Source organism: Hymenobacter terrenus (assembly GCF_000972495.1).
Classification (GTDB): domain Bacteria; phylum Bacteroidota; class Bacteroidia; order Cytophagales; family Hymenobacteraceae; genus Hymenobacter; species Hymenobacter terrenus.
The window spans coordinates 21,459-39,036 of the sequence record NZ_LATM01000003.1; the positions used below are offsets into that span (position 1 = coordinate 21,459).

At 59.7% G+C, this 17,578-nt stretch carries 13 protein-coding genes; 9 read left to right on the forward strand and 4 right to left on the reverse strand.

Annotated elements, in window-relative coordinates; all coding sequences use genetic code 11:
* Together WX88_RS27285 and WX88_RS06710 are read right to left on the reverse strand one after the other, a co-directional pair.
* A complete protein-coding gene (locus WX88_RS27285; RefSeq protein ID WP_052732421.1) occupies positions 1–1,497 on the reverse strand; it encodes a DNA integrity scanning protein DisA nucleotide-binding domain protein in 1,497 nt (498 codons plus the stop codon).
* Positions 1,498–1,697: 200 nt separating this feature from the next.
* Positions 1,698–2,510, reverse strand: coding sequence for an energy transducer TonB (locus WX88_RS06710; RefSeq protein WP_046243590.1), 813 nt, complete (start codon positions 2,508–2,510; stop codon positions 1,698–1,700).
* A 187-nt stretch (positions 2,511–2,697) separates the two neighbouring features.
* Here WX88_RS06710 and WX88_RS06715 point away from each other — a divergent pair, with 187 nt between their 5' ends.
* The 7 genes from WX88_RS06715 (at position 2,698) to WX88_RS06745 (ending at position 12,799) form a co-directional block, all read left to right on the forward strand.
* Complete coding sequence (locus WX88_RS06715; protein WP_046243591.1) at positions 2,698–3,111, forward strand: RidA family protein; 414 nt, start codon at positions 2,698–2,700, stop codon at positions 3,109–3,111.
* A gap of 91 nt (positions 3,112–3,202) precedes the next feature.
* Positions 3,203–4,168 carry a bestrophin family protein gene (locus WX88_RS06720; protein WP_046243592.1) on the forward strand — a complete coding sequence of 322 codons (966 nt, stop codon included), beginning with the start codon at positions 3,203–3,205 and terminating at the stop codon, positions 4,166–4,168.
* 288 nt (positions 4,169–4,456) lie between these two features.
* Complete coding sequence (locus WX88_RS06725; RefSeq protein ID WP_046243593.1) at positions 4,457–6,028, forward strand: FAD-dependent oxidoreductase; 1,572 nt, start codon at positions 4,457–4,459, stop codon at positions 6,026–6,028.
* Positions 6,029–6,309: 281 nt separating this feature from the next.
* The gene (locus tag WX88_RS06730; RefSeq protein WP_046243594.1) at positions 6,310–7,182 is read left to right on the forward strand and encodes a cyanophycinase; all 873 of its coding nucleotides are present in this window, start codon (positions 6,310–6,312) and stop codon (positions 7,180–7,182) included.
* A 346-nt stretch (positions 7,183–7,528) separates the two neighbouring features.
* The gene (locus tag WX88_RS06735; RefSeq protein ID WP_156175981.1) at positions 7,529–7,978 is read left to right on the forward strand and encodes an ArsR/SmtB family transcription factor; all 450 of its coding nucleotides are present in this window, start codon (positions 7,529–7,531) and stop codon (positions 7,976–7,978) included.
* A gap of 170 nt (positions 7,979–8,148) precedes the next feature.
* Complete coding sequence (locus WX88_RS06740) at positions 8,149–10,299, forward strand: FUSC family membrane protein (RefSeq protein ID WP_046243596.1); 2,151 nt, start codon at positions 8,149–8,151, stop codon at positions 10,297–10,299.
* Between the two features lie 205 nt (positions 10,300–10,504).
* Positions 10,505–12,799, forward strand: coding sequence for a T9SS type A sorting domain-containing protein (locus tag WX88_RS06745; RefSeq protein WP_046243597.1), 2,295 nt, complete (start codon positions 10,505–10,507; stop codon positions 12,797–12,799).
* Between the two features lie 125 nt (positions 12,800–12,924).
* Here the strand turns inward: WX88_RS06745 and WX88_RS06750 are convergent, their stop codons facing one another.
* Positions 12,925–14,262 carry an outer membrane beta-barrel family protein gene (locus WX88_RS06750; protein ID WP_046243598.1) on the reverse strand — a complete coding sequence of 446 codons (1,338 nt, stop codon included), beginning with the start codon at positions 14,260–14,262 and terminating at the stop codon, positions 12,925–12,927.
* Positions 14,263–14,344: 82 nt separating this feature from the next.
* Complete coding sequence (locus WX88_RS06755; RefSeq protein ID WP_046243802.1) at positions 14,345–15,349, reverse strand: TonB-dependent receptor; 1,005 nt, start codon at positions 15,347–15,349, stop codon at positions 14,345–14,347.
* A gap of 377 nt (positions 15,350–15,726) precedes the next feature.
* Here WX88_RS06755 and WX88_RS27290 point away from each other — a divergent pair, with 377 nt between their 5' ends.
* On the forward strand, positions 15,727–16,755 hold the full coding sequence (locus WX88_RS27290) for a sensor histidine kinase (RefSeq protein ID WP_156175982.1): 1,029 nt from the start codon (positions 15,727–15,729) through the stop codon (positions 16,753–16,755).
* Between the two features lie 60 nt (positions 16,756–16,815).
* A complete protein-coding gene (locus WX88_RS06765; protein WP_046243599.1) occupies positions 16,816–17,541 on the forward strand; it encodes a LytR/AlgR family response regulator transcription factor in 726 nt (241 codons plus the stop codon).
* Positions 17,542–17,578 lie beyond the last annotated feature (37 nt).

Genomic DNA, 17,578 nt, shown 5'->3' on the forward strand with positions numbered 1-17,578 from the left:
TTACTCTTGCATCGACGTGATAACATCCACCAGCCCGTCTTCACTCACTACCACGGCCAGGCAGGGGTAGCTGGAGCTTTCCACGTAGCGGAGGGCCGAATTGTAGCGGGCGCCGCGGGTGCTGTCGCCGCGTCCGGAGGCGCGGCCGTCGAGGATGACACCGATGGAATAGCAGTAGCCTTCGGGGTCGAGCAACACAGCCCCGTCGATGCTAGTAACCAAGCGGGTGATAAGCGGAGTGAGCGGCACCGGCTCAATGAGCGTGCACTGGAGCTTGAGGCGGTCGGCTTCGGCCAGGGCCTCGGTGGTGATGACCAGCAGGGTGCCGTGCTTCTGGCGGCTGGCTTCGAGCACCACATCCCAGAGGCGCTCTACTTTGTGAGCATCGGTGAGGTTGAAGGTGTTTTTAAGGGCCCGCCGGAAGCCCGAGCGGCTGAGGCGGGTGCGCGGCAGGCCGGGTAAGCCGTAGTGTGAGCGTAGTAGCACGTGGCCGGCATGCTGCAATTCCCAGGAATAATGGGTGATGAAGCTGATAACGAACAAGTCTTCGCGGATGGCGTCGTAATGGCCAATCTGACGACCCAAGGCGTATACGTTTTCACCGTCGGCGAGCAAGTGTACATCGGGGGTAGTCATTTCTAGAAGCTTACGTACGGCGCGGTAGTCGGTAAGCTCGGTGGGGCAGGTGAGGGCGAAGATTTCTTCGATGTTAGGGTGGCCGCGGCGAGCCATCAGCAGCTTGCCTACCCCCTCGGCGCCTTCGTAGCGCAGGCTGCTGATGGTGTTGCAGGTGGCAAATAGCTTGGTGGTGGCTGGGTCGAGGCCTAATGCCTGGGCGGGCGTGTCGAGCAGGGTTTTGCCGGCGGCCCGCAGCAGCTCCTCGCTTTCGCGGGGGCGGGCGAAGATGCTCGCACCGGGCTCGGGCTCACTCAGTGCCTTCACGCTTTCTTCGTTGAAGCGGTACATGGCCGCTACCAGCAGCGACGGAGCCAAGGGCCGCCCATCGGTGTAGAAGCGGTGGGGGCGGAGGGAAGGATACGCCCGCATGGGCTTACGCTGCAGGCGCAGTACGGTCACTACAAAATAGCCCGCAATCAGAATGGGCCAGCCGGCGAAGTGGTGATGGGTGGCGGGCTCGTCCAGCGCATCGAGGGTTTCCTGTACGGCGGCGCGCACGCCCAAGCCTTCGTGTTTGCGCCGAATCATGGCGGGGGTCACATCATCGCGCTCAGGGTAGGGCCAAGGCGTGGTGTTCTGAATGACGCGGCCCCGGGCAACGGCATCGGAAAACGGCTCGGGGGACAGACCGCAGTCCGTTGGTTCGAGGCAGCGGGCGGGCAGGGTGGGGTCGCTGGGTAATGCCAGCAGCAGTACAAAAGGTTTTAGGTCGTCGTCGAGCGCATCAAACAGGTCTTGCGCCAGCGCTTGCGCTGCCCGGCGGTAGCGCAGTTGGTGGGGCCAAAGCTGAGTGGGAGTGGGGGCAAGCGTAAGGGGCATGGGTGGGAGCGGATGGGGGAGAACGAAAAAGTTGCCCTCGGTGAGGAAGGCGTTGTGGGCGTTGAACAGCTCGCATCAGGGCTACAGCGGGTGGCACGTCACCTTGCGGAGCGAATGTTGTTCGGTAAGTCCAGCCACCCCGTTCGGGCCATTGGCTCGAACATTCCCTCCTCCGTTGAGGAGGGAGGGCGCCTGCTGCGTTACAACTGGAATAGAACCGGCAACACCATCTTTTGCTTAATTGGTTTGCCCTGAAATGTAGCCGGCTCCCATTTCGGGGCGGCCTTAATCAGACGTAGCGCCTCCTCATCTAGGCCGGAGCCCAGCTTTTTAATCACACGGGCGTCGGTCAGGCTGCCATCAGTCTGCACCAGAAATTCGACCATGACCTTGCCCTCAATCTTACGCTGACGAGCGAGTAGAGGATACTGCTGATTTTTCTCAATCCAGTCGAAAAAGGCCTGGTTGCCGCCTACGGGCTGGGTAGGCCGGTCGGGCGCTACCACGGCGGGGTGGTTGGGGTTGGCGGAGGCGGCAATGTCGGCGGCCGAGGTAGTAATGGGCCGCTCCTTGCCCGGCAGCACGACTGTTTGGCTGCCCGGCGACATAACGAACGATATGGGCAATACCACGCGCTGGCGTACCACTTGGTTGCGGTGTTTGGCGGGCGTCCACTTCGGCCCGCTTTTGATGAGGCGAATGGCCTCGGCGTCAAGCTCAGGCGAAACGGGCTCTTCTACTTTTACTTCGTTGACGGTGCCGGTTTTCTCCACCACAAAGCTCACCTTCACGGTGCCCTGAATACCTTTTTGCATGGCTGTGGCCGGGTAGTTCTGATGCTCAGCCAGAAACTGCGCGTATTTCTCAGTGCCACCCAGCGGCACGGCGGGCTGGGCTACCGAGTCGTAGATCTGCGTAGCCGAAGGCTTCGGCGGCAGCTTGCGCTGCTGAGCGCGGGCTCCGAAGCTAACGCAGCCGAAGCAGATGAGGAGTAATAATAATGAAAATTTCATACGGAATGGAGTAGCCAACAGCGGTTGAAAAAAAGCAGAAATCGCAATTGCAAAGAACGGCGACCTAAGCGCTACACTCTGACAAAACCCTGCCAATACTGCTAAAATTCAGTACGACTGACGTTCTTTGAGTTCATTTACTTTCAATCATTAGTCGATTACTTTCACTCTTTGCTTTTCTTCTTTCATGACTAAGCAACCCACTCGTGCTCCCGAGCCCGTAGGTGCCTATCCATACACTAGGCGCGTTGGCAATTTGCTGTTTCTGTCGGGCGTCGGGCCACGCCAACGAGGGCAGAAAGCTATTCCCGGCGTGGAAATCGATGAGGATGGTAACGTTTTGAAATATGACTTTGAAAGCCAGTGTCATGCCGTATTCCAAAACGTCCGCTACATCCTCGAAGAAGCTGGTGCTAAGTGGGACGACTTGGTAGATGTCACCGTGTTCCTTACCAATATGAAAGATGATTTCCCGGTGTATAACCGGCTTTATGCCGAGTACTTCGCTACCGCCCAGCCCTGCCGCACCACGCTGGAAATAAACTGTCTGCCTACTCCAATTGCTATCGAATTAAAGTGCATTGCGGCAATTCCCGGTTAATTAAAGTATTCACGATAAGTCTTCGGCCCTAGGAGCTTTTTACCTCCTCATCCTAGTACTTTCCTATTCCCTTCACCTCTTTCCCTGAAAGATGTACGTTCGTAAAAACCTTCGATGGTCCCTCGTATGGACCATGTCGCGCAATAATTTACTGATTTTTCTCTGCTACGATGCCCTGATATGCCTACTCTACGGGCCGTTGGATATTCATTTTCTTGACATTCCCTGGCAGCCGGTGGCTACGCTGGGCACGGCAGTGGCTTTTTACATCGGCTTCAAGAGCAATGGCTCCTACGACCGGTTCTGGGAGGGCCGCCAGCTTTGGGGCAGTATTGTGAACCTAAGCCGCATTTGGGCTATCCGGGCGTTCGACTTCGTGCAGGCCACCCCGAATGAAGTTACTCCTGACCCGCGCGACATTCACGAGCTGCATCGGCGCCTGCTCTACCGTCATATTGCCTGGTGCAACGCCCTGCGCCTGCACCTGCGCCGCCAAACCGCCGAGTACTGGGAAACCGACGTGGCTCCCTTCATCCTTGACCCGGCCGAGGCAGCCGCGGCCAAAAACATGAGCAACCCGCCCACGCACCTCCTGCGCCACCAGAGTGAGGAGATGCTAATATTGCATCAACGCGGCCTGCTCACCGAGTTTCGTCACGTGGCTTTGATGGGAACTATTCAAGACCTGTTCAATGCCCAAGGTGGGTGTGAGCGCATCAAAAACACGCCGTTTCCGCGCCAGTATGCGTATTTCAGCTTCCTTTTCGTGTGGATTTTTGCGGCCCTGCTCCCGCTGGGGCTGGTAGAAGAATTCGACCACCGCGTGGCTCTCGGTCAGTTTCACGTCTGGCTGATGGTGCCCTTTGCGGCACTGGTATCGTGGGTGTTCAACATCATTGAGCTGGTGGGCCACGTCAGCGAAAACCCCTTCGATAACCAAATCAATGACGTGCCAATGACGTCCATCTGCCGCGGTATCGAAATCGACCTGCGCGAGCTGCTGGGCGAAACCAAGCTGCCGCCCAGGGTGGAACCGGAAAATGATGTGCTGTATTAAAAACCACACTCCCCTCCTTATTCAAGGAGGGGATGTTGTCGCGCCAGCGACAACCGGGGTGGTTGCGTCGTTGAACGATGGCCTGACAAGTTCTGATGTTCGTCGTTCTTGCATCGTTATCGTTTAACGACGCAACCACCCCCATTTTCCCTGCGGGAAAATATCCCCTCCTTGGTAAGGAGGGGAGTGGTGTTCGGCTATTTCATCCTTCCAAAAAATAAGCTCGACCTAACGTGAAGCCGCCGCGGGGCGTACTGAAGGGCCATTCCCATTCCTTTCCCCCGCTCGATGCCCAAACTTCCTAATCCCAACCACACGTCTGGCCTCACCAATACCTCCTGGTTTGGCACCGCGCCCGCCCTGCCTACCTTCGAGTCCTTAACCAAAAACGCTACCGTCGACGTGGTCATCGTAGGCGGAGGCATTGCCGGCCTCACCACGGCGTATTTGCTGAGCAAGGAAGGCCGGAAAGTGCTGCTCTTGGAAGACGGCGAGCTGGCCAGCGGCGAGTCGGGCCGCACAACTGCCCACCTATCCTATGCCCTCGACGACCGGTACACCAGCCTCGAAAACCTGTTTGGGCAGGAGGGTGCCCGGCTGGCCGCCGAAAGCCACTCGACTGCCATCGACCAGATTGAGCAGATAGTGCTGACTGAGAAAATCGACTGTGATTTCTCTCGCCTCGATGGCTATCTGTTTCTGCACGCCGATGGTACCCACGAGGAGCTTATCGCCGAGCGCGATGCCGCCCACCGCGCTGGCCTGCCCGATGTGGAATGGCTGCCCAACGCCGGCGTGGTAGGGTTCGATACTGGCGAATGCCTGCGCTGGCCCAACCAAGGCCAGTTTCACATCCTGAAATACCTGGCCGGGCTGGCCGAGGCCATCACGCGGCACGGCGGGCGCATCTGCACCCACACGCACGTGAGCGAAATCCACGGTGGTGCCGAGGCTCGCGTCGTAACGGCCGAAGGTATTGTAGTGCGGGCCAAGAAAGGCATTGTTGTAGCCACCAACACGCCCTTCAACGACCGGGTGGTGATGCACACCAAGCAGCACCCCTACCGCACCTACGTGGTGGCCGCCCGCGTGCCCAAAGGCTCGGTGGCCAAGGCCCTGTATTGGGACATGGCGGACCCGTACCACTACGTCCGCCTGCAGGAGGTGCCGGCCGGCCCGCGCGGGGGCCAAACCACCTACGACCTGCTGGTGGTGGGCGGCGAAGACCACAAAACCGGCCAGTCCGACGACCCCGCTGCCCACCTGCGCTGCCTCCAAGAGTGGACCCGCGACCGGTTTGCCATGGTCAAGGACTTCGAGTACGAATGGTCGGGCCAGGTGATGGAGCCCACCGACGCCCTCGCCTACGCCGGCCGCAACCCGCTCGATTCAGATAATGTCTTCATCATCACCGGCGACTCGGGCCACGGCATGACTCACGGCACCCTCGGGCCGATGATTGTCGCCGACCTCATCCAGGGCCGCGACAACCCCTGGGCCCAACTCTACGACCCCAGCCGCATCACGCTCAAGCGCGAAAGCGCCCAGGAGTACATCAAAGAAAACGTGAACGTCGCCCTTGAATATACCGACCTGTTCACGGGGGGGGACGTAAGCTCGGTTGAGGAAATCCCGGTGGGTGAGGGCGCCGTGCTACGGCGTGGCCTGCTAAAAGTAGCCGTGTATAAAGACGAAAACGGCACCACCCACGAGTGCTCGGCCATTTGCCCGCACTTGCACTGCGTGGTGCATTGGAATGGCCTCGAAAAAAGCTGGGACTGCCCCTGCCACGGCTCCCGCTTCACCGCGCTCGGCGAGCTGCTCAGCGGCCCGGCTAATATGAACCTGCCGCCGGTGTAAGAGTAAAAAAATAGCAAACTCCCCTCCTTGGTAAGGAGGGGATGTGAGCGCCGAGGAGGCGCGAATAGGGGTGGTTGTGGGCGTTGCACAAATAAGTAAGCGAAGTTGTCGCAGTGCTACGCAAGGCCTGCGGCGCCAGCCCCGCACCGCTGCACGATGGGTGACCGAAGTAGGCGTTGGTCGGTCGTTCAACGCCCACAACCACCCCCGTTTCAGCTTTGCTGAAACATCCCCTCCTTGGTAAGGAGGGGAATTTGACCATCTCACGTCCTTTCTGTACTATGCCTGCCCGCAAAAAAGCTCACTCCGACCCTGCTTGCCCGCCGCCGCGGGGGGTGCTCATCGCCATTGGCGGCCACGAAGACAAATCTCCTAACCCCGGCACTGAACCGGCGGCTGAATATGCGCCGGACTCTATTCTGCGGCGTTTTGTGCAGGAGCTGCGGGGCAAGGGGCCGGTCATTGTGGTGCCTGTTGCCTCGGAAGAGCCCGAGGCTGCGGCTAAGGATTATGTCGACCTGTTTACCTCGCTCGGAGTGAAGCGCGTGGAAGTATTCAACGTGCACGAGCGGGACGAGGCCCAGGACGAGGCAACGTTGGCGCTGCTCAACGAGGCTGCCGGTATTATGTTCACGGGCGGCGACCAATTGCGGCTCACGGCCTTGCTGGGCGGTACCACTTGGCTGCACCGGCTGAAGGAGCGCTACACGCATGATGAAATTGTGATTGCCGGTACCAGCGCCGGGGCCACGGCCATGAGCACGCCCATGATTTACCAGGGGCGCAACGATGCGGGGATGCTGAAGGATGAAATTCACGTCACGACCGGCCTGCAATTCGTGCACGACGTGGCCATTGACACGCATTTTGTGGCGCGGGGCCGCATCATTCGCATGGCCCAGATTATTGCCACCAACCCCGGCTGCATCGGCCTGGGACTGGAAGAAGATACTGGCATCGTCATCACTGAGGGCCGCGAAATGGAGGTTATCGGCAGCGGCGTGGTGACGGTGGTTGATGGCCACCAATCTACCGCCAGCACCATTCACCTCATTGAGCCCGGCGAGGCGTTCTCCATCCGTGACGTGCGGGTGCACATTCTTAGCTGCGGTGAACGGTACACGCTGCCCGTGCAGGAAGATTTGCACAAGTAGGCTACGGTACATGCGGGGGCTCGGATTAAGCGGCTTGATATTGGCGTGATTAGGCTTGGTACTGGGGTATTTAGGCTTGGTATTGAGTAGTATTAGCTTGCTTCTTTAGGAGATAGGCTTGGTGTCGATGTATTTAATCTTGGTATTAGGTATATCATGATTGCAATTGGCGTTATAATGCTCCGTATTGATTGTAATAAGACCGGTATCTGCTTGCGAAAGCTTGGTATTGCATTAAAACGGCTTGGTATTAAGCTCTAAACGCTTGGTATTGGGGCTGTGATGCTGAGTTTCGCGTAAGGTGGTATCTTGCACTGGACCGACCCTCGTCGCGTCACCTCTGGTCATGACTTTATCTTCGCCTCCCATATCTGCCGACGTGCCCAACGCAGCGGATGCCGCCCTGGTAGCGGCCTTCGAGCACCGTGTGGTCACCCGCGACGAACCTAAGCTGCCCGAGCCGCTGCGCTTCGACGCGGCCAGCGTGCAGGCGCGCCTGCGCCAAGCATTGCAGCCGCGCCTGCGTCAGCGCGACCCACGTCGGCTGCGCGTGCTGGCCATTATCTGCTATCATTTTCTGGCTAAGCCCAGCCTATTCAGCACCGACCCGGCCCTGGTTAAAGCCCTGGCGCTTTCGCCCAGCGGCCTCACCCGCGCCTGGTCCGAACTGCGTCAGTCTGGTTTGGTGACGCTGTTGCCCGTCGGCCGTCGACGCTGCTACCAGCTTAGTCGCGAAGGTGAGGACTGGCTGCTGGCGGTGGTGAAAGGCGCCGCACCCGTAGCGCAGACTTTGTAGTTCGCGACGCCAAGCGACGCCAGCGCCACTTTAACGGCGCGAGGACGCGGACTACAGAGTCCGCGCTACAACTACTGCCGCTGCTTCAGGCGTGGCTAAGTGGATGGAACGAGCAAACAAGCCGGTAAGCTGGTTTTTACGTTACTTGCCGCGTCACCCGCCTCTCGTGCATGAACCAGCAAACACGCCAGCTTCAGTACTTCTTCTTCGGGCAGCACTTTTCCGATGGGGTGCGTACCACGGTGGCTATTTTGCTGCCGGCGTTGCTGCTGGCACAGCTGGGGCACTTCGAGATTGGCCTGACCATCTCGACCGGTGCCGTGTGCGTGAGCGTGACCGACACGCCGGGGCCCCTTACGCATCGCCGCAATGGCATGTTGGCCGCGTTGGCGTTGGTGGTGCTCACGGCCTTGCTCACCAGCGTAGCCGCTGTCAATGTCTGGCTGCTCGGCGCGGAAATCAGCGTGCTCAGCTTCCTGCTGACCATGTTTTTGGTGTGGGGAGCGCGGGCCGGAGCAGTGGGCACGGCTGGCCTGCTGAACGTGGTACTGCTGCTGGCCCATCCGCCCACGCTCGACCAGGCGCTGCTCCACGCCGGGCTGTTGCTGCTGGGCGGGCTCTGGTACGCGGGGTTGGCGCTGGTGGCCTACCAGATGCGGCCCTACCGGCCGGCGCAGCAGGCGCTGGGCGAGTGCATCCACGAGCTGGCGCGCTTTCTGGAGCTGAAGGCCCGGTTCTACGACCCTGCCACGGCCCTCACTGACGACTACCGCCGCCTCGTAGCCCAGCAAGTAGTTGTGAATGAAAAGCAGGAGGCCACCCGCGACTTCCTCTTCCGCACCCGCCAGATTGTAAACGAAACCACCAGCACCGGCCGCCGCCTGGTGCTCACCTTCGTGGAAACGGTAGACCTGTACGAGCGCATCACCGTGAGTTACTACGACTACAACACTCTGCGGGCGGCTTTCGGGGCGAGCGAAATACTGCAAGAGGTGGCGGCCCTCATCCAGCACATTGCCACCGAGCTCGACCACCTAGGGGTGGCCATCCAGGCCAACCGCCCTTACGAGGGGCCGTGGCCCGACCTCACCGCTGAGTGGGGGCGCCTGCAAGTCCGCATCAGTACTCTCGAAGCCGACCCAGCCGCCGACGGCAACACGCGGGTACTGAAGAAAATCCTCGTCAACCTGCGCGACATTATCCGCCGCGTGGGCAACATCCGCCGCTATTTCGACGAGAGCCTGACCGCCGATGCGCCCGCGCCCAGCCGCGCCACCGACCACGCCCAGTTCGTGGCGCACCAGGAAATCGAGCTGCACGCCCTCAGCCAGAACTTCACGCTCAAGTCCTCCGTGTTCCGCCACTCCGTGCGCATGATGCTGGCCTGCCTGGTGGCCTTTGCCGTGGCCCAGAGCCTCTGGCATGGCGAGCACAACTACTGGATTCTGATGACCGTGACCATCATGCTCAAGCCTGGCTTCAGCCTCACGCGGCAGCGCAACACCGAGCGCATCGTGGGCACGCTGGCCGGCGGGGCGCTGGGCGCCGTCATACTCTGGCTAGTGCCCTGGTCCGAAGTCCGTTTCGTGGCGCTGGTGGTGTTCATGGTGGTTGCCTACAGCTTCCAGCGCACCCAGTACCTGGTCACGGTGGTGTTTCTGACGGCTTATCTGCTCATCATGTTCAGCTTTTTGGGGCTGAACTACATCGGGGTGGCCGAGGAGCGGATTGCCGATACGCTCATTGGCTGCGCCATTGCCTTCGCGGCCGGCTATTTCCTGTTTCCCAACTGGGAATCTGACCAATTGACCGACTACCTGGCCGCCGCCCTGCGCGCCAACCTCGTCTACCTTCACCAACTGGCCCACCGCCTGGCTGGCCGCCCCCTGCCGCCCAACGAGTACCGCCTCCTGCGCAAAGCCGTGTACGTGAGCGGTGCCAACCTCGCGGCGGCCTTCCAGCGCATGCTCACCGAGCCCAGGAGCAAGCAGCACCGCCCCATCGAAACCCACGAATTCGTGGTGCTGAATCACATTCTGTCATCCAACATCGCCGCCCTCACTGATACTCTGCGCGAGGCCGCGCCCGCCGTGCCGCCCTTCCCACCCGAGGGGCGGCGGGCCCTCACCAGCGCCCTGGCCGCCCTGCAAAAGAGCCTCGTCCGCATTGCCCCCACCACCGCTGAGCCCGCCCCCGAGCTAGGCCCCGCCGAGCCTACCGTGCCCGTGGCCGCCGAAGATAAGTCGCTGCTGGAGCAGCTTGCCTTCCTGCAAAAAGTGAGCGGGGATATCGGGCGGGTAACGGAGGTGCTGGTGAGATAGCACAGGCCATCAGGCATTTAAATCAAAACCTGATGGCCTGTGCTAGCTACTTCAGAGTGCCAGATGCTGGTGCACGCCAGCCATAAGAAAGTTGGCGCGGTATGAAGGTGGTAGAAAAATAAAAGTATTAAACGGACCATATGGCCTGGATGTGAAATTATAGGCGTAGGTTGAACTATTATTTTCACTTAATAACCTGTTTTCTATGCGTCCACTACTACCTCTTATCTGTTTACTGCTTTGCTGCCTGACACTGGTCGGGCTGCCGCAAGCGCACGCCTCGCATATTCAAGGCGGGCAAATCACCTACCGCTACATCAGCGGGGACACCTACGAAGTAACGGTGAGCTTTTATCGGGACTGTAACCCTACAGCTGCTACCCTCCCTACTGATGTGCTAATCACGGCAGTTTCTGCCTGCAATGGGGGCACCCCCATCTCGGCTATGTTACAGCCCGTACCAGGTACGCTGAGTATTGGCACGGGCTACTGTCCGGGCTTTCAGGTGCTGGCTACCTGTAACCCGGGCAGCGCCGTGTACCCGAACTACGAAAAGCAGGACTACCGGGGCACAATTATTCTGCCTCCGGCGGCTGACTGGATTATTTCGCACCAGAGTTGCTGCCGGCCCAGCACGGGCAACATCCCCACGCAGGATGACTTCCGCTTCGAGGCCACGCTCAACAACCTGATTACAGTCAACGGGGTGCCCACCCGCGCCAATAACAGCTCCCCTACCTTCTCGACCCGCGACTTCGCGGTGCCTTTTGTGCCGGTAAACCAGCGGACTTCCGTCAACTTCACCGCCGCTACCGAGGTAGACGGCGACTCGCTGGTCTATTCCCTCGACCAGCCTCTGGCCACCTGTGGCGTTTATAACCCGTATTCCCCGCGCCTCAACGGTGCTTGTACTACGACAGTGCTGCCTTCGCCTCCCAATACGGTGTGCGTGTTGAACTGCCCGGTGCTGGGACCAAACTTCACTGCGCAGATACCCTTGCCGGTGTCGTCCGATACGATTGGTAACTGCGGCAGCGTGGCGGGTACCGCTTACACCCGCACGGTGGTACCACAATTCACGTTCAATGCCCGAATTGGTGAGTTTACATTTACGCCCAATCTGTTTCGTCCTGGGGCCACTTCGTTGGGGTTGAATAAATACGCAGTAGTAGGCAAAATCACCGAGTACCGCCGCTTCCCGGGTAGCAATCGGCGCTATCGGGTAGGTTCCGTGCGACGCGATTTCATGATTGTTGTCATTGAGAACAGCAACGGTACCTCGGCCAATAGCGTCCCCAACCCACCAGCTAGCGGGGTCATCACGCCCAATTCCAATACCACGGTTTCGTCGGGAGTTGATTCTACTTTCATTACCGTCTATACCTGCAGCTACTCACAGGTACGGATTCGTTTCACTGACCCTGACCCGGCCGACCGTCTCACGGTGCTTTATACCGGAGCGGGTGACATAAATAATGATGTTCTGCTTGCCGGCGATATCGGCACCTACAGTCTCAACGGCAACGGCACGCCCACGCCCACGGCGGTATTTTACTTCCAGCCCGCGGCCAGTATGGCGGGCCGCATCTTGCGAATTCCCTACTCCATCGTGGACGACGCTTGCCCCATACGCGGCTCGCAAAGCCGCGTGCTAGTCGTGTCTATTCGCAAAGGCAACTTTCTGGGCGTTCAGGCGGGGGGCATCACCGTAAGCCAAGCAACGGTGTGCGCCGGCAATGCCGTTGCCTTGAGCGGATTGGTGAACCGGCCTGACTCGATTCGGAGTGTGGCTACCGGGGCTACCGTGCGGCAGCAGTATGGGTATGCCTGGACGGCGAGCGGCACCGCCGCCAGCAGTGGCCTGACTACGGCGCAGGCTTCTAATCCGCTAATCAATGTCACGCCAACCGTGACTACCCGGTACTACCTGCGCACAACTCCGCTCCTGGGCTTTGGCACCTCGGGTGGGGGCTGCGGCGATACCACGTCGGTGCTGGTTCGGGTGGTGGCCCAGCCCGCCACGCCCACCATCAGCCGCGTAGGCCCCACGCTGGTGAGCAGTGCCGCTACCGGTAACCAATGGTTTCTGAACGGTACGGCCATCAGTGGCGCCACGGGTAGCAGCATCACGCCAACCGGCTCTGGTACCTACACTGTGGTGGCCAGCGTAGGTGCTGGCTCGGTGGTGTGCTCATCGGCCGCATCGGCGCCGCTCGTCGTGACGGCGGTTCGGCAGCCATTGGCCGGATCAAGCCTGCACATTGCCCCCAATCCCACCCCTGACGGCCGCTTTGATGTTGTGCTGACCGGCTACCGCTCTGCGACGACGCTTACCATGTTCGACGTACTGGGACGACTGGTTTATACGACAACCATTGCCTCCCCTAATGTTCAGGGCACCACACAATCCATGGATTTAAACTCGCTGCCGGCCGGCGTCTATGCCTTGCGCGTGAGTACTGTGGGCGGCGTAGACGTATGTCGGGTGGTGCGGGAGTAATTCCTGTTTCATTAAACCAAAAAAGCCTGCCCCAGTGATGGGGCAGGCTTTTTTGGTGGTTCCGTCTGATGTGTGTAAGCAATGGCAACAGCAGAATTTTTGCCGATGAGGGCAACGGGTGTCACTCACTTGGTCTTGACCCGTTGGCTCTCGGCCTCGGCCCCGGTGCTGCGTTCACGTGCGCCCTTCAGGTTGCGATTGCCCAGGGCGTAGCTCAGGGTGAGCTTGGCATTGCGCGTTTCGGAGCGCGTTTCGATGCGGAAGTTGATGTCGCCAAACCTGATGCGGCCGCGGGTGCGGTCGTCGTAAAACACGTCGTTGACGTTGAGCGTGAGCTTGCCGCGGCCCTTCCACAGGCCTTGCTCCAGGCCAGCGCCGAAGCTGGAGTTGTACCCGGCCTGGATGAATTCGAACTGCGAAGCCGTAGCGTAGTAGCCCGAAATCTGGGCCTTGGTGGTCTTGGTCAGCGTCACGTTAATTTCGGTGTAGAAGACCCAGCTCCACTTGCTTTTGCGGAAAGTCTCGCCCTGGTACAGCGCGTCGTACTTCTGGTAGTTGAGCTGAGTGCCGCCGTAGCCATCCACCACTTTACCCAGTGAAAGGGGGAAGTTGAGCTGACTGGAGAAGTTCTCGGCGCGGGCCAGGTTGTCGGCCACCGTAAAGGTTTTGGTGATGGGCCCGCGCGGGGTTTCCACGGTTTCCTGCTGCGGGGCGTAGTCGAAAATCACGTCAGCCGTGCGGTCGTAGCTCACCTGGAAAACCGGTAGCCCGGTGTACGTCAGCCCCAGCTTATACGAGTTGGTGAATTGGGGGCGCAGGGTGGGGTTGCCCTTGGTAAAAGTCAGCGAGTCGAGGTAGAAGATAAACGGATTCTGCTGCTGGTAGCTGGGCCGGTCGATGCGGCGACTGTACTGCGCCGTGATGGCCAGCGTGGTATCGAGGCGCCGGGTGATGAAGACGCTCGGAAACGGCTGCCAGTAGCGCCGGTCCACAATCAGGTCGTTATCGAGGCGGCCGCGGGCAATGGTTTGCTCACCGCGCAGGCCCGCCTGCAAGTCCCATTTTCGCAGCTTCTGATAAAACGTCACGTAGGCCGCATTGATGTTTTCCTCGTATCGAAACCGGTTCGAGCGGCTGGCATCGAGCGCGCCCTCGCTCTTAAAAGTAAGGTCGTTGTCAATGGTGGCGCTGCTCACTTTCAGCCCCGTTTCTAGCTTGCGGCCGTGGCTCATGGGCCGGGTGTAGTCGGCCTTGAGGGTGGTAAACTTCACGGGGTTTACTACCAACTGGTCGTTGGTGATGGGCGCGCCCACCCGTGGCGTGGTCGTGATAACGGATCCGTTGCGCAGGTCGTAGCGTGCCAGGTCGAGGTCCACGTTGAGGGTGGTGCCGAGCGAGTCGGAGGCGTGCTTCCAGTTCAGGTTCAGGGCCTGGTTTTGGCGGGTGGTGCGCTGCTCGTTCAAGCTTGTGAATGAGTCGTAGGCTTGCTCGTCGGCCAGGTGCCGCAGTTCGGTGGTGTTGTAAATCGAGCCATCCCCGGCCCGGTCACCCTTGTATCAGAATGCCGAACGTGTTCTTTTTGCTGAGCGTGTAGTCGACTCCGGCGCGGTAGGTGTGCATGGTGTATTGCTCGGGGTTGTAGTTGCGCTGCACGTAGTGGGTGCCCGCCACGTACCGGTTGAGCAAGGTGTTGTCGAACTTATTGCGCCGCAGCAGCCCGTACGAGCCAAACACGTTCCAGTGGCCCTGCCGGTGGTTGGCCGATAGGGTAGGGTTGACGCGGAAGTAGTTCAGGGTGCCGCGGCCCACCTCACGCTGGTCGTAGCGGCCGTCGCCCAGGCTCAGGGCCACCGCGGCGTTGGTGCCCAGGTTCACGTTGGTTTTCATGATGATATTGATGACCGCCCCGCCCGCCGCGTCGTACTTAGCCGACGGGTTGCTGATGACCTCAATCCGGTCGATGCTGCCGCTGGGCATGTCGCGGATGAGGGCGTTCATGTCGGTGTAGGGGGAGGGCCTGCCGTCAATCATAATCGAGACGCTGGCTTTGCCGGCGAGGGTCACCCGCTCGTTGCGCACCTGTACGCCGGGCACTTTGCGCAGCACCTCCATAGCCGTGCTGCCCGCCGCCACGATGCTGCCCGCCACGTTCACCACCAGTTTGTCGGGCTGCTGCTCCAGAAAAGGCCGGCGCGCCGTCACGGTCACCTCGCTCAGGTTCTGCGCCCCCGTTTGTAGCCCGATGGCCGGCGCTTCTACCGCGGTGGCGGCTACCGTCAGCAGCTCCGAATAGGCTTTTTTATATCCCAGGCCCACTACGGCCACGCGGTAGGTGCCGGGCGCCAGGCCCGTGAAGTTGTAGCGCCCGGCGGCCGTCGTGAGGTCGGCCTGCACCAGGGTCGAGTCGGCGGGGTGCTGCAACAGCACGTTCACGAATTCGGCCGGCTGGGCTTTTTCGGTGAGTACCTGGCCCGTGATGCTGCCGGTTTGGGCCCGGGCCTGCAACGTGAGGCCGGCCAGAAAGATAAAGAGGAATAATGCTTGCTTCATGAGAATAGCAGCTTGGGATGATGGTGATTGGCCTTTGAGGCGTCGCAGGTGACGCCCCGGAACCTTCTGTTCTAGTTGCGAAAAACTTGACGCGAAGTGATTTATACCATTCTATTCCAACCTACATTGGAGCCCGAACAATCAATTGCAACCCGCCATCCAGCTTGATGAGGCAAAGGTGACGGGCTGCATTGTCCGCGTTATTCCCAAATCTGCCAACTGGCTACTTTCAGCCGCCACCGCTCCTGTTGCGGTTGCCCGGCATACCCAGGGTGTAGGCGGACGTTTTGCGGGCGTTGGCGGAGATTTGCGGCCGCATTACCGTCGCAAGCCCGACCTTGCAAGCCATTAAGTACCACCGTTTCGCTCTGCCGCTCATGAGCCGCCTCCGCACCGTAGTCAATCACCTTTTGTTTTGGGCGTTGTTCCTTAACGTGGCGTTTGTGTACAATGCCATGAGCCAGAACAAGGGGATTTTCACCGTAGCTGGCTACCTGCGGCAGTATATTGCACTTTACAGTTACGTTGAGTATAGCCGCGTTATCGTCACCTTCTACCTCAGCTTTTGGGCCTTTACACACTACTTCTTTCCCAAGCAGGTGGCCCTTATCTTCTTGCAGGTGGTGCTGCTCGGGCTCTTCGATTCGACGCTTAGCTATATAATGAGCCAAAAAATAATCGGCCCGCTCACTGGGAAGTGGCTTTACCAACAGGACGAAAGTGCGATTTACTTTATTATCGACAGCCTTACCGCGAGTTGGCTATATGTGATGATGGCTTTCGTTTTCAAGCACCTGCAAGACTACTATCGGAGCGAAGCCGTGCTGCACGAAAAAAACGCCATCGAACTGGCCTATCTTAAATCGCAGCTCAACCCGCACTTCTTGTTCAATTCCATGAACAATCTCTACGGCCTGTCCCTCACCGAGCCGGCCCGCACCCCTGATGCCATCCTCAAGCTGGCCGAGCTGATGCGCTACATGCTCTACGAAAGCAACGAGCCGCTCGTGGCCCTCAGCCACGAGCTCGACTACCTGACCAGCTATATTGCCCTCGAAAAGCTGCGGCATGCCACCGACCAGTTTCACATCAATTTTCGGGTCGAAGGCCACGTCAATGGCCAGCTCATTGCCCCGCTGCTGCTCATTGCCTTCGTCGAAAATGCCTTCAAGCACGGCGAGGTGGACAACGCTGCCCAGCCCATTGAGCTTTGCTTGCATGCCGGCAACCACCATGTGTCGTTCTCCGCGCAAAACCAGGTAGCCGTCAAAAACAAAGACCTGATAGGCGGTGTGGGCCTGGCCAGCGTCCGGCGGCGGCTGGCGCTGCTCTATCCCGGCCGCTACCACCTGGCCGTATCCGATGAAAAAGGGTTATTTCGTGCCGAGCTGCAAGTAGAAATCTAACACGCTTCGTGCCTCAAACTTCCCCCCTGCGTTAGCCCTTAGCCCACACCCCCCCAACCAATGCCTCTCCGCGCCTTTGCCATAGATGACGAGCCTCTGGCCCTGCGGGTCATTGAAGAACACGCCCGTCAGGTACCGTTTTTGGAGTTGGTAGGCACGACCATTGACCCCATTGCCGGTCTGCTGCGCGTGCAGCAGGGCGACGTCGACGTGGTGCTGCTCGACATTCAAATGGCCACTCTCACCGGCCTGCAGTTTCTGCAGTTGTTGCGCGGGCAATGCGCCGTTATTCTCACCACTGCCTACCCCCAGTATGCCCTCGATGGGTACGACTACGCCGTGGCCGACTACCTGCTCAAACCCATTTCGTTCGACCGCTTTCTGCGGGCCGTGCAGCGCGTCCACGCGCAGGCCACCCGCCCGGTGCTGCCTGTGCCTGGTGCCCCCGCCGGAACTGCGTCGCCACCAGACGGCCCGCCGTGCTTGTTCGTCAAGACCGAGCACCGCCTCGTAAAAGTTAACCACATCGACATCTGGTACATCGAGGGCGGCAAGGACTACGCCACGGTCGTAACCAGCACCGAGAAAATTCTGACCTTGAGCAGCCTGGGCAAGTTGGCCGAGGCCTTACCACAGCCGCAGTTTCTGCGCGTTCACAAGTCCTACATCGTGGCCCTCGATAAGATTACCGCCGTCGAGCGTCAGCGCATCTACACCGGCAAGGTCATCATCCCCATCGGCGACACCTATCGTGTCGAGTTTGCCCGGGTAGTGGGCGGTGGATAACACATTAGAGCGGTTTCGGAGTCAGTGTAGCGCGGAT